Consider the following 13,196-nt stretch of genomic DNA (forward strand, 5'->3'; position numbering starts at 1 on the left):
AAATACGGTATGTCAACAAAAAAATTAAGTTTTTTAGATAATTATTTAACGCTTTGGATCTTTATAGCCATGGCAGTGGGAGTAGGGATAGGGTATTTTTATCCGTCCTTTCCAAAGGTTGTAGATTCTTTTAGTTCTGGTTCTACAAACATTCCTATTGCTATAGGTCTTATTGTAATGATGTATCCGCCTTTGGCAAAGGTGAACTTTGCATTATTGCCAAAAGTTTTTAAAAACGTAAAAATCCTTTCCATATCCTTAGTGCTCAATTGGATTATTGGTCCGGTATTGATGTTTATTCTAGCAATCACCTTTTTACAAGATTATCCAGAATATATGGTAGGGTTAATACTAATTGGTTTAGCACGTTGTATTGCTATGGTATTGGTCTGGAATGACTTGGCCGAAGGTAGCAGTGAATATGGAGCGGGATTGGTTGCTTTAAACAGCATTTTTCAAGTGTTTGCCTATAGTTTTTATGCCTGGCTTTTTATCACCAAACTACCACCGTTATTTGGCTTTGAAGGAGCAATTGTAGACATTTCTATTGCTACCATTGCAGAAAGTGTAGCTATCTACTTAGGGATTCCTTTTTTACTGGGAATTTTAAGTAGAGTAATTTTAGTAAAACTGAAGGGAGAAGAGTGGTATACACAAACATTTATTCCGGCAATATCACCTCTTACCTTGATTGCATTACTGTTTACAATTGTAGTTATGTTTTCCTTAAAGGGCGAATTAATCGTGGAAATTCCAATGGATGTTGTAATCATCGCCATACCGTTATTAATCTATTTTGCATTAATGTTTATCATTGGTTTCTTTTTCAGTAAAGCGATGGGGGCAGATTATGATAAAAACGCTGCTATTTCGTTTACCGCTGCAGGAAACAACTTTGAATTAGCGATAGCAGTGGCTATTGCTGTTTTTGGTCTCAATTCAGGACAGGCATTTGCAGGGGTTATTGGTCCGTTGGTTGAAGTACCGGCTTTAATACTTCTGGTTCGCGTATCGTTTTGGCTTCGGAAGAAATATTATCTTAAAACAGCTTCATAGTTCGCTATCAGAAAAGCTATAGACCTCCTTTTCTACATAAGGTAGCAAAAAAAGCATTCGCATACTACACACATGCGAGTGCTTTAAGCTGTATGGATTAGACAAATTTTATTGGTTATATATACATTCAGCGCACAACGTTTTTATACCTATAGACAGGTATACAGTTAGCCTTATGTTAAAATAGATATTCCTCTTTTTTTAAATTAATACATTTGCATTTATCAATGTATTTTTAGTGATGAATTTAAAACAAATTGAAAAAATATCAAAAGCACTTGGTGATGTTAATAGACTGAAAATTTTACAGTATATGCAACAGCATGAAGGGAAAGTAGAATGCACACAAGCGTGTAACTTACTTACGCTGGCACAACCATCAATTAGTCATCACATTAAAAAATTAGTAGAAGCAGATTTAATCTTGCAGCATAAAGTAGGACGTAATTATAATTACACCATCAATCAAAAAGTGTGGGATAGATACCAAAAAACACTTGCAAAATTATAGCCTTTTTTTACTAAAATACATTGAAACTTTTAAATATATAAATGAATAAAGCATATGAATAAAGATATTGCATACTCAATTCTGGAACTAGCAATTATAGGACAAGATAAAACCCTTGCAGAAACCCTATCGCATACAGTTGACCTCGCAAAGGCTGCAGATAAAGCCGGTTTCAATCGCTTTTGGTTGGCAGAACACCATAATTCAAAAGCTATAGGAAGTAGCGCCACTTCAATCTTAATCGGCAAAGTTGCAGAAAACACTTCAAATATACGAGTTGGCTCGGGTGGTGTAATGCTTCCCAATCATTCCCCTCTAATAATTGCAGAACAATTTGGAACATTAGGAACATTATACCCTAACAGAATTGATTTAGGACTTGGTAGAGCACCGGGAACAGATCAAGAAACAGCACGTGCTATTAAGTCAGATTTTTATCAAGCGGCTATGTCATTTCCGGATGAGGTTGAAAAAATTGAACACTATTTTTCTCCTCAACACGATCACGTAAAAGTTCGTGCCAATGTTGCCGAAGGAGTTGATGTTCCCATCTATATTTTGGGTTCGAGTTTGGATAGTGCTCATCTTGCAGCCAAGAAAGGATTGCCCTACGCTTTTGCAAGTCACTTTGCAACACAGCATTTGATGAAAGCTATGGAGGTGTATCATCGTGAGTTTCAACCTTCAAAAGTAGTATCCAAACCCTATACTTTAGCCGGTGTAAATATTATTATAGCCGATACTGATGAGGAAGCTGAACGAATGTCTACGTCCCTTTATAAAATGATAATAGGTCTGTTAACAGGACAGCGTGGGTATATGGAGCCTCCGGCAGAAATGACACCACAACTGCGGGAAATGAAAAGCCATCCCTCGGTACAAAACATGCTTAAATATTCTTTTATAGGAACCAAAGAAACCGTAAAACGAGAGGTGAAACAATTTCTTCAACAAACACAAGTTGATGAACTCATTGCAGTAACCAATACCTACGATCCGGATGCTCGTATCAAGTCATACATGTATTTTGCTGAAATAATGAAAGAACTAAACGCTGAAGAATAGTGTATTCTTTACTATATAATCTTCTTATTCAATACAATCTCTTTTTACCAAAGGAAATGTAGAGGTAAATTCCAAAGCACTCGTGTCCTCAAAAACACGAGTGTTTCCTTGTATAGTTGTTTTTCCATAACCTTCAATTAGGGTATCGTTTTTTACTTTAAAGGCTATTTGACGCATACTCTTTTTTCCTTCAGATTCAAACGTATAATTTGCTAGGAGTATGTTATTGTTTAAAGTTCCCGTAAATCTGCCGGTATTTTTATCTTTTTCAGCTAAGGCATACAGTAATATTCCTGAAACAGAATCTTCAAGCTTTGTAACTTGTAACGATATGGTTGATCTATTGGTATTATACACATAACAACCTTTTTGTAACCCTTTGGGCTTTTCTTTTTTTAATGTTGTAGTTTCTTCATTGTCTGTTTTTGTAATTTTTTTAGAAGCTTCTTTACAGCTTACTATTCCTATCAGCAGAATGAAAACTATTATAATAAAATGTCTATGCATCGTTAATAATTTTTTTTTTAAATGTATTGGTTATAAAACATACAGTTTTATAAGGTATTTATAAAGTTTTGAATAGTTACTCGTTAAAAAACCGCGTGCTTTCCTACTTACTTAGCTTACCAAAGGGATAAGCAACTGTCACATAATAAAATTGTTATGAGTAAAATAGGGCAGTTGTCGTATTTATTAAGATCGTACTATACCGTATTATTGTTTATAGGTAGCGTTACGTGATTTCTGAAATAAAACGCTATGTATTTAAATAATAGTGTCTATTTGCTTATACAGTCCATACTATGAAAAAATCTTTATGTATTAGTTTCTTTTTATTATCTGTAATAACCGGTTTTACACAACATGTTGACTGGATTCATGCGCCTGAAAACCCTATACCTAGAGGAAGCAGTTTACAATATCAAAACTTAAAAGGTGCTGTTTTTCAAGAAAGCATATTAGATTACTATACCAAAGATGGGCAATGGTTTCCTTATAATGCTGAATTTGAAATACGTCGTGATAACCAAGGAAGGGTTATTTACTTTAAAGATACGTATAATACCTATCAATATGTATATGATAACAAAGGCAGACTACTTGAAGATAAACAAGATAACAATCCCTACCGAGTCTTTGAGTACGACTCAAAAAATAGAGTTGTAAAAACCACGTATACCAATCCTAAACATAGTATTGGTACCATAACCTACTCCTATACACAAGATGGTACCAAGTGTACCGTAAACGAAATACGTACACACAAAGACGGAGAGATTGTAGTACAAGAAAAACGCTATGACAAGGGGCTACAAATGTACGCTCATACCCAAGGATTTCCGGCAACTATATATACCTATGAGTATGATGAGCAAGGTAACTGGATAGTTCGCACGATACTAGATGCCAAAACAAAACAACCGCTTCGAAATAGATTTGATGGTAAAATAGCACCACCATCTACCAGAAGCATTATTTATCATAACGAATATGAAAAGGGCTTACAAGCGCTAACGGTACAAATGACAGACCTTACCAACGGGGCTGTTGCCAATGCGCGTCTTGTACCGATGGTTTTTATTAATGGAAAAGAGCTTAAGAAATCGCTGTTTTCAAGATTTTTAAATGATTATGTGTTTTATGATCCTATATCAAAAACCTATTACATTGCACGAGATGCTTATTTAGGTACCTATAAAAGAGACCAACAAATTCCGGTAGAAGTTTTAAGTACAGGTCATGAAAATGTACTCTTGTTTAACGGCCTTAAAGTAAAAACACTGGAACGTGGTGACGAAGGCGAATTAAAAAACTGGAAATTCATAGATTATGCTAAAAGCTTGGGTGCTTTCATAAGCACAAACAATTCTGAAAATCGTGCCTATGCTTTTTTAAATATGCCTACGGTTACCAACGAAAAAGTAGTAGCTGTTCCTGGTACAGATATTACTGGCTTGTGGTATATGCCAACAAAAGATAAAAAGAACGTATATCTTTTTGAAAATGGTAAGTATGTACGTGGTAAATATGCAATGGTTGGTACCTTAGCCAACACCAATTCACTTAACCTTGTGGTGTCGGTAGATGGTGCTAAAACGTACGTGTTTCCAGACTATGATAAAGCTGTTGAACAGCAGGTTTATAAAGCACGGTTGTTTAATCCCGCTACCGATGTATTAAAAAACAAAAATACTACCAGCAGCACACCAGCCACCAGCAACACAACAAAAACGACTACTGTTAGCAATACCACAAGCAATACAAGTAAAACCAGTATACCAAAAAAAACCTATCCAAAAAAAGACTACAGCAAGTATGCGTTGAGTACCTTGGCTCAAGGATATCTTGAAGCATACAGCGTAGACCCTAGTTCAGCTTCACAACACATTACCGATTTAGGTGTTGCTTTAAAAAATCACTACCCAAAAGGCACTAACTTATTTCCTAAGTTTTTAGCTATTTTGGAAGAAATCTATCACGTAGATAATTTTATTGCATACGAAACATTAATCAATACCAACAAAAGCCTTTTTGAGTACTGTATGGGTAACTTAAAAAAGCCCATCAAGCAACATTTATCTAGAATCGCTAAAATGAAACTTAAGAACAAACAGTAATCAGCACTACATAAAACAGATAAACCTACTAAGGGATGTACCGAGCATTCACGTTTTAAAGTACTATGAACAAATTACAACAATACTTACTTCAGCAGCGTGCCCATTACAGTACTTGGGAGTTTGCGGTGTTTGCAGTACTTACATTATTATCTATTGTAAATGGGCAAACTACCGTTTTTTATCTTATCTATTTTTTTTGGTGGAATGAATTGGTACGCATCATCATTGATAGGTTTTATTATAAAAAAAACCACAATGCAAAAGTAGCCAATACAGGAGCTAAAGGAATAGCGTCATCGCTATTTGTGATGGCTATTTATTTTGTCTTTATCGTCGTGTTTTTTGGCTTTTTTGCTGTCTCAAAAAATAAAGAGCTTATCATGGTCAATATGGAAGTCTTGTTTTTTCATAACTGGTTTTTCAATGCCAATCTTCTATTTATTATCATAGAGCGTATTTACTTACATACTACCAAACAGCCTTTACTAGTAGGTTTTGGAGGGTTTACACTTAATATGATTGTAATTCATATCTCTATTATTTTGGGTGCGTTCATGCTGTTTTTTATAGTAAAACCGTTTCCAAATTTCTTTACTCCTGAAAACCTTTGGGGTTCGGTATTGGTTGCGCTTCCATTTGTATTATTGAAAATGGCAGGTTCATATGTTATGTCTAAAATTAACTAACAAGTATAAAGGTTTATTTAATTTGTTTCAGAAGAAATACGCTTGGTTGACAGTGGTTAATATTCAGAATTGTTATATACGGTAGCAGTAGTTCTGAAGAAGGAGTGAGGAACAGTTGTAGATATTTTAGTATAGACAATAAAAAAGCCCGAAGAAACAATTCTCCGGGCCTTTTTCAAACTATATCAAATGAGTAATATTACTCTTTACTCAACTGTTTGGTAATAGAACCGTTTTCACTACTAATGCGTACTAAATACGTAGCGCTTGCTAAGTATGACACATCAATTGTTTTTTGAGTTCCCATACCAGATAGGTTGATGGTGGTTACAACTCTTCCTGTTATATCATAAATCACAGCTTGTTGTAAGTTACGTTGTGATGGGTTATCAAGAGTTACTTGATTAGTTGCGGGGTTAGGGTATAACTGAACATGGGTTAAAGACTCGTTTGTTCCAACACCCAATTGACTTTCAACTGTTAATTCAAACGTACAAGTACCTACATTTCCATTGTCGTCTTCTGCCGTTAAGGTAACAGTATAAACACCATCACTTATAAGCGCTCCAGGAGCCGGATCTTGTGACGTGATAGTTACAGTATCGGTACAATTATCGGTAGCCGAAGCTTCACCTAATGCAAAGTAATCTGGTACGGTGTAGAATAAGTTTCCAACACCCGGATCTACCGTTTGGTCTGCTGGACAGCTTACCACCGGCGCCAAGGCATCAACTACAGTTACTTCAGCATAACACGTACTTAAGTTACCGTTTACATCGCTTACAAAAACTTGTACGGTTACCGGAGTGCCAATATCAGCACAATCAAATTCAGTGATATCTACAGCAGTAGTATCAATTCCACACGCATCATCATTAGTAGTAATCACATCACCCGGAAGGAGTGTTGCAGTACCATCTTCACCTAATTCTAATGTAAAGTCTGTACAAACTAAGTCTGGAGCTACTGTATCTTCAACAGTAACCATAGCCATACATGTAGCTGTGTTACCCGAAGTATCGGTAACGGTTAATTCTACGGTGTTTATTCCTACATTGCTACAATCAAAAGTATCTATGTCTAAGTCATAACTAGCAATACCACAAGCATCGGTAGAACCACCGTCTACATCCATACCGGTAATGCTTACCATACCGTTAGCATCTAGCTGAACAGTAATATCTTGACAAAATACTTCTGGTGCGGTTACATCTTCTACTGTTACAACAGCTGTACACGTTGCTGTGTTTCCGTTTACATCGGTTACTGTTAAGGTAACGTTGTTGTCACCCACGTTGCTGCAATCAAATGTATCTTGATCAATAGCAAGTGTATCTACACCACAGGCATCGGTAGAACCACCGTCTAGGTCGGCTGCAGTAATAGAAGCAAATCCAAATTCATCCAACTGTATCGTAATATTTTCACATACCGCTACTGGGGCTTCATTGTCTTCTACAGTAATATCAAAGCTACAGGTGTTGGTATTTCCATTAGCATCTTCAGCTGTAAACTCGATAGTCGATACTCCAACAGGGAATTGACTACCAGAAGGTAATCCTGCTGTTTGAGTTACCGTTACCGTAGCACAATTATCAGTTGCCAAAGCATTCGGGAAGTTTACGGTTGCATAACAATCTCCTGGGTCGGTACTTACTGTAATATCAGTATTACAAGTAATGCTAGGAGCAATAGTATCTTCTACAGTTACAGTAGTAGTACAAGTGCTTGTGTTTCCTGAAGTATCGGTAACAGTTAAGGTCACCGTATTGGCTCCAATGTTTGAACAATCAAAATCGGTAATGTCTATAGAAGTGGTGTCAATAGCACAGTTATCTGTTGAACCGTCATTAATATCAGCCACTGTGATACTTGCTTGACCATTAGCATCTAGCTGAATGGTAAACGGAGCTACACAATTAGCAATCGGATCTACAGTATCTTCTACAGTTACAGTGGTTGTACACGTATCGGTGTTTCCTGAATCATCAGTTACGGTTAAGGTAACGGTATTGGCACCTAGGTTTGAACAATCAAAACTAGTAACATCTATTGAAACAGTATCAATCGTACAGTTATCTGTTGAACCGTCATTAACATCGGCTGCTGTGATACTTGCTTGACCATTCGCATCCAGTTGTACCGTAAACGGTGCCACACAGTTTGCCACAGGAGCTTCGGTATCTTCAACAGTAACATCAAATGAACAAGTTGCTGTGTTACCACTGGCGTCTGTAACTTCAAAAGAGTTGGTTGTTGTACCTACCGGAAATGCACTTCCGCTAGCTAAACCTGCTGTTTGAGTAACTGATAATACATTTTTTTGATATTCAAACACTACTTTACTAATAGAACCATTTGTTTCTTGCCAGAAAGTTCCTTGTGGTGCTTGAGTTGAACTAATAGGGTTTTGTGTACCAAGTCGAGTAATAGGAACCGAAGTACCATTAATCGTGATTGAATTCATTGATGAATATGCATTTACATCGGGTCCTGTACCTCTCGTTCCTAATATGCCAATTACATCTCCGGCAGCAATAGTAATGTTAACCGGTATAAACCCAGGTTCTGGATTTAAATTGGTATAATACAATAATTCATCATAGCTACTAGTGTTAGACCAAGAAGCTGGTGGAGCAGCAAATCGCATAACTTGTATGTTTTGCCCTCCATTTGATTGATCTGTAGGAACACGTAATCCTGTTATGGTAAAGTCTTCAGGAGCAACAAAAAAGTAGCCTCGTGCATTACCTGAAAACGGACTGCTAGGACCACTCATATCAATTGCTTGTGGTGGTGTTGTGCAGTTATCATCTGCTATAGGTGCCGTATAGGTTACAATAGCTCCGCAATCTCCCATATCATTGCTAACCATAATATCGGCCGGGCAAGTAAGGGTAGGGGCAATGGTATCTTCAACCGTTACGGTTGTTGTACATGTGTCGGTATTTCCTGAAGTATCGGTAACGGTCAAGGTAACCGTATTTGCACCAAGGTTTGAACAATCAAAGGTGCTTATATCTATACTCGTACTTGCAATAGCACAGTTATCTGTACTTCCATTATTAACATCAGCTGCTGTAATACTTGCTTGTCCGCTAGCATCTAGTTGAACCGTAAACGGTGCCGCGCAATTTGCAACTGGCGGAGTAGTTTCAGTATCTGTTATAGTTACACTAGCTGTATCGGTACAACCATTGGTATCGGTGATGGTTACTGTATAATTACCTGCACCCAATCCGGTTGCTGTTGCGTTAGTTCCGCCTGAAGGCGACCACGAATACGAGTATCCTGCTGTACCACCACTTACTGAAGCGGTAGCAGAACCATCTGTTGCACCCACACAACTAGCGTTGGTAGATGAAGCTATTGATGCAGTTAATACAGGTGGTTGTGTGATGGTTACACTAAATATATTAGAACATCCATTAGAGTCTGTAGCTGTTACGGTATACGTACCGGCGCTTAATCCGGTAGCTGTTGCGTTTGAACCGCCTGAAGGTGACCAAGAATACGAATACCCTCCGCTACCGCCACTGGCAGAAGCTGTAGCAGAACCATCAGAACCTCCGTTACAAGATACATTGTTGTTTACACTTGCTGAAACGGTTAATACAGGTGGTTCCGTTATAGTTACACTAGCTGTATCGGTACAGCTATTTGCATCTGTTATGGTAACAGTATAATTACCAGCCGATAAATTGGTAATGGTATTGGTTGTCGAGTTTGTGTTTGAAGTGCTAGATCCGTTACTCCAACTATAAGTATAAGGCGCTGTACCGTTACTAGCAGTTACGGTTGCTGACCCTGTACTGTCTCCATTACAAGTCACATTGGTTTGACTGCTAATAGCTGCTCCTAAATTACAAGGAGGTGGTGTACCAGTAACATTAACTGTTATACTCCAATTGGTTCCTGTAGAAAAGTCTGTAGAGACTAATACTTGATACGTGCCCGGGCTACTAGGTACAGGAGTTATATTTCCTCCCGGAAAGCTTGCCGAACCGTTTCCTACTTGAATAAAACCAGTAGCTCCTCCACCGGTAGCAGAAGAAGATATACTAGTAATTGTCTGTCCAGTAGCCAATACTATTTGAAAACGGTCTTGAGAGTCGCTGGGCGTACTCACAGAACCGCTAAAACCATTAGCTCCTAAGGTTAAGTTAAATGAAGGACCAGTTCCCGTATTGGGAAAATCGGAACCCTCATTTTGTGCCATGACTAGGCTAGATGAACATAATAAAGCTATGAACATCCATACTTGGGTAATTTTTTTCATAATTGGGTTTTATAATTAGAATTTTGATTAGTGGCGGTAAAAGTAGGAGAATTCGTGTTAACTTTCTATACGTAGTGTTACGTATTTATTTTGAATAACAGGGGGTTATAAATAAAATAGCCTGAAAGACTTTCTTTCAGGCTATTAACTTAAAAACTAGTATTAACTAGTAAAATTAACTAGTAACTTACTATTCATTCAACAGTTTGGCTAAGATACGCAGCTTCTCGCTTATAATGCTACGTAATAGTACGTAATCTTTGTAAGATTGTTCTTAAAAAAATATCATCCTCTTTGTAGTTGGTTTAAATAGGAATAGATGCATGTCCCCTTGAGAGTACCTTAGGGGTGTCCTCTTGATCAATGAACACCTAACCACCGTCACTTCGAGTGTTTTTAGGTGAAGCGATAGCGGTACCAAAAAATGTATCGAGAACGAATGTATGGAATAGGTTTCGATACAAATTTGAATCCTGCTGTCGCGTCTTCAAATCCACTCAACCAGACGTTTTGTTTCATTTTTGAGTTTTTGAATTGTGCCTTTTGAGAGCTTTTGTTGAGTGTATCGAAGTAGGACCTTAAGCATTTTCTCTTGATCAATGGAGTACCTAACCACCGTCAGTTCGAGTGTTTTTTGGTGAAGCGATAGCGGAACCAAAAAATGTATCGAGAACGAATGTATGCAACAGGTTTCGATACAAATTTGAATCCTGCTGTCGCATCTTCAAATCCACTCAACCAGACGTTTTGTTTCATTTTTGAGTTTTTGAAATGTGCCTTTTGAGAGCTTTTGTTGAGTGTATCGAAGTAGGACCTTAATGATTTTTCTTGATCAATATACACTTAACCACCGTCAGTTCGAGTGTTTTCGGTGAAGCGATAGCGGTACCAAAAAATGTATCGAGAACCAATGTATGCAACAGGTTTCGATACAAATTTGAATCCTGCTGTCGCGTCTTCAAATCCACTCAACCAGACGTTTTGTTTCATTTTTGAGTTTTTGAAATGTGCCTTTTGAGAGCTTGTGTTGAGTGTATCGAAGTAGGACCTTAAGCATTTTCTCTTGATCAATAGAGTACCTAACCACCGTCAGTTCGAGTGTTTTTTGGTGAAGCGATAGCGGAACCAAAAAATGTATCGAGAACGATTGTATGGGAGATGTACAGCGCAGCATTAGATTCCTCAGTCGTACCTCTTTCGGAATGACAGTTTGTTTGTCATTCTGAACGCAGCGCAGCGAAGGGAAGAATCTTTTGAGTAGTTAGTAGTGAAAAATGTTTATAATAATCTAACCTACTAACAATCTAATATCTAACAATCCAAGTAAAGATTCCTCAGTCGTACCTCCTTCGGAATGACAGTTTGTTTGTCATTCTGAACGCAGCGCAACGAAGGGAAGAATCTTTTGAGTAGTGAGTAGTGAGTAGTGAAAAATGTTTATAATACTCTAACCTACTAACAATCTAATATCTAACAATCCAAGTAAAGATTCCTCAGTCGTACCTCCTTCGGAATGACAGTTTGTTAGAAGGGTTGATACACCCCCCGAAGCCCCCTTTTGAGGTGCTGTGCTGAGCTCGCCTAAGTAGGACTTTAGGGGTGTTAAAGCGTACTATAATAATTTCAATTTAAGAAGCAATGACAAGCATACATAATGCTACTAGATTACCGTATAAAGAGAGCTAACGGTTTTATATAAAAGGGGAATTATAAACGATAAAAGAGCAAAAAACATTAGTTGTTTTCTACAGGGGCCGCTTGTAAACCTTTGCTGCCTTTGGCCAGTAACAGCGGTACAATCACTTCTTGTACATAATAGCTGTTAACGCCCATCTCAAAATGGGGCAGGAGCTTTTGCTTACGCCACCGGTACACGGTAGATAGACTTACTTTAAAGAGCTTGGCAATGTCGTGATCGGTTAGCAATGTGACTCCTTTGGGCATAGGTGTTTCTTGCTGGTCTTTTGGGTTGTTCATAATACATAAGGTTAAGGGTTATGAGTGGTAAAGTATAAAAAAATGCAATACCATCAAAAAAAACTTCATTTTTTTACGAAATTAACGGTTATTTAAAAATAACGTATATATTTGTTAGGTCCATTAACAACTCCCCAGTTATTATAGTGAGAATAATTATTTGCCTGTGCCTTTTGGTAGGGGTAAATTGATTTAAAAATAATATAGGTATAAACGCTATTGGGTTTATACAATTATTGCACAGCATAAATAAATGATAATGAAAAAAATATATTTAATAGTATTCATCTTTGTTAGTTCTTTATCCTATTCACAAGATTGGTATTTTGAAAAACCTAATTACACAGTAATTAAAAAAAATATTAAAAAGAAAAAATCTAATCTCTTTTATGAATCTTTGATGAATAAATTTCAAAATGCCGATTCAACAATGACTTTGGAGGAAAAAAGGCATTTATATTACGGTTATATATATGATGAAAATTATTCGCCTTATTCACGATCTGATTTTGGAGACAGTTTAAGAGTTGTCTTACAAAAAGAAAAATTAGATAGTTTAGATTTAATTAGAGTGGTCGATTTTACAGATAAAATGCTATTAGACAACCCTTTTGATTTGAATGCAATCAATTATCAATTATATTCATTAGAACAAATTGGAGATAAAATCACTTTCAATAAAAAAGTTACCCAATTAAGAATTATTGTTGATGCGTTAATGAGTTCAGGTAATGGGAAAAGTAAAAAGGAAGCATTTTATGTGATTTATACCTCACATGAATATAACTTGTTGAATATTCTTGGTTTTCAATTTGGTGGTTCTCAAAGCTTAATTGAACATTATGATTATTTGACTCTTGCTGAAAATGAGGCAGAATTAGAAGGTTTGTATTTTGATGTAAGCCCTTGTCTGAATTCAATGTCTAAAATGTTTAAAGAATAAAATGCTGTACAAGAATGGCCATAAGTGATTGCTTGTTCTCGTCTACTTCTGAAAATCC

At 36.8% G+C, this 13,196-nt stretch carries 11 protein-coding genes; 6 read left to right on the forward strand and 5 right to left on the reverse strand.

Annotation, left to right across the window (positions count from 1 at the left end; all coding sequences use genetic code 11):
- The first annotated feature begins 9 nt into the window (after positions 1 to 9).
- The 3 genes from arsB (at position 10) to INR76_RS10780 (ending at position 2,632) form a co-directional block, all read left to right on the forward strand.
- Entirely contained in the window at positions 10 to 1,056 is a 1,047-nt protein-coding gene (arsB, locus tag INR76_RS10770; RefSeq protein WP_223107976.1) for an ACR3 family arsenite efflux transporter, read from the forward strand.
- 241 nt (positions 1,057 to 1,297) lie between these two features.
- Positions 1,298 to 1,567 (forward strand): helix-turn-helix transcriptional regulator, encoded by a 270-nt coding sequence (locus INR76_RS10775; protein WP_223110006.1) that lies wholly within the window; start codon positions 1,298 to 1,300, stop codon positions 1,565 to 1,567.
- Between the two features lie 54 nt (positions 1,568 to 1,621).
- Positions 1,622 to 2,632 (forward strand): LLM class flavin-dependent oxidoreductase, encoded by a 1,011-nt coding sequence (locus INR76_RS10780; protein WP_223107977.1) that lies wholly within the window; start codon positions 1,622 to 1,624, stop codon positions 2,630 to 2,632.
- Positions 2,633 to 2,656: 24 nt separating this feature from the next.
- Here the strand turns inward: INR76_RS10780 and INR76_RS10785 are convergent, their stop codons facing one another.
- On the reverse strand, positions 2,657 to 3,139 hold the full coding sequence (locus INR76_RS10785) for a hypothetical protein (protein WP_223107978.1): 483 nt from the start codon (positions 3,137 to 3,139) through the stop codon (positions 2,657 to 2,659).
- Between the two features lie 296 nt (positions 3,140 to 3,435).
- Between INR76_RS10785 and INR76_RS10790 the strand changes: the two genes are divergently transcribed.
- A complete protein-coding gene (locus tag INR76_RS10790) occupies positions 3,436 to 5,250 on the forward strand; it encodes a hypothetical protein (protein ID WP_223107979.1) in 1,815 nt (604 codons plus the stop codon).
- A gap of 65 nt (positions 5,251 to 5,315) precedes the next feature.
- Complete coding sequence (locus tag INR76_RS10795) at positions 5,316 to 5,939, forward strand: hypothetical protein (RefSeq protein ID WP_223107980.1); 624 nt, start codon at positions 5,316 to 5,318, stop codon at positions 5,937 to 5,939.
- Positions 5,940 to 6,138: 199 nt separating this feature from the next.
- On the opposite strand, the gene INR76_RS10800 is transcribed toward INR76_RS10795, so the two are convergent.
- The 4 genes from INR76_RS10800 to INR76_RS10810 form a co-directional block, all read right to left on the reverse strand.
- Positions 6,139 to 10,218 (reverse strand): HYR domain-containing protein, encoded by a 4,080-nt coding sequence (locus INR76_RS10800; RefSeq protein WP_223107981.1) that lies wholly within the window; start codon positions 10,216 to 10,218, stop codon positions 6,139 to 6,141.
- A gap of 396 nt (positions 10,219 to 10,614) precedes the next feature.
- Positions 10,615 to 10,737, reverse strand: coding sequence for a hypothetical protein (locus INR76_RS13975; protein WP_255592595.1), 123 nt, complete (start codon positions 10,735 to 10,737; stop codon positions 10,615 to 10,617).
- Between the two features lie 324 nt (positions 10,738 to 11,061).
- Positions 11,062 to 11,208 (reverse strand): hypothetical protein, encoded by a 147-nt coding sequence (locus INR76_RS10805; protein WP_223107982.1) that lies wholly within the window; start codon positions 11,206 to 11,208, stop codon positions 11,062 to 11,064.
- 744 nt (positions 11,209 to 11,952) lie between these two features.
- Positions 11,953 to 12,195, reverse strand: coding sequence for a helix-turn-helix domain-containing protein (locus INR76_RS10810; RefSeq protein ID WP_223107983.1), 243 nt, complete (start codon positions 12,193 to 12,195; stop codon positions 11,953 to 11,955).
- A gap of 259 nt (positions 12,196 to 12,454) precedes the next feature.
- On the opposite strand from INR76_RS10810, the gene INR76_RS10815 reads away from it, so the two are divergent.
- The gene (locus INR76_RS10815) at positions 12,455 to 13,138 is read left to right on the forward strand and encodes a DUF4919 domain-containing protein (protein ID WP_223107984.1); all 684 of its coding nucleotides are present in this window, start codon (positions 12,455 to 12,457) and stop codon (positions 13,136 to 13,138) included.
- The last annotated feature ends 58 nt before the right edge of the window (positions 13,139 to 13,196 follow it).

It is taken from the genome of Marixanthomonas sp. SCSIO 43207, from assembly GCF_019904255.1.
Lineage (GTDB): Bacteria > Bacteroidota > Bacteroidia > Flavobacteriales > Flavobacteriaceae > Marixanthomonas.

What these genes read in the sequence shown, in the direction of transcription:
- INR76_RS10790 (WP_223107979.1), top strand. Translation starts at nt 3,436, where the DNA reads ATGAAAAAATCTTTATGTATTAGTTTCTTTTTATTATCTGTAATAACC.
- INR76_RS10800 (WP_223107981.1), bottom strand. Translation starts at nt 10,218, where the DNA reads ATGAAAAAAATTACCCAAGTATGGATGTTCATAGCTTTATTATGTTCA.
- arsB (WP_223107976.1), top strand. Translation starts at nt 10, where the DNA reads ATGTCAACAAAAAAATTAAGTTTTTTAGATAATTATTTAACGCTTTGG.
- INR76_RS10775 (WP_223110006.1), top strand. Translation starts at nt 1,298, where the DNA reads ATGAATTTAAAACAAATTGAAAAAATATCAAAAGCACTTGGTGATGTT.
- INR76_RS10805 (WP_223107982.1), bottom strand. Translation starts at nt 11,208, where the DNA reads ATGAAACAAAACGTCTGGTTGAGTGGATTTGAAGACGCGACAGCAGGA.
- INR76_RS10785 (WP_223107978.1), bottom strand. Translation starts at nt 3,139, where the DNA reads ATGCATAGACATTTTATTATAATAGTTTTCATTCTGCTGATAGGAATA.
- INR76_RS10810 (WP_223107983.1), bottom strand. Translation starts at nt 12,195, where the DNA reads ATGAACAACCCAAAAGACCAGCAAGAAACACCTATGCCCAAAGGAGTC.
- INR76_RS10780 (WP_223107977.1), top strand. Translation starts at nt 1,622, where the DNA reads ATGAATAAAGATATTGCATACTCAATTCTGGAACTAGCAATTATAGGA.
- INR76_RS10795 (WP_223107980.1), top strand. Translation starts at nt 5,316, where the DNA reads ATGAACAAATTACAACAATACTTACTTCAGCAGCGTGCCCATTACAGT.
- INR76_RS13975 (WP_255592595.1), bottom strand. Translation starts at nt 10,737, where the DNA reads ATGAAACAAAACGTCTGGTTGAGTGGATTTGAAGACGCGACAGCAGGA.
- INR76_RS10815 (WP_223107984.1), top strand. Translation starts at nt 12,455, where the DNA reads ATGAAAAAAATATATTTAATAGTATTCATCTTTGTTAGTTCTTTATCC.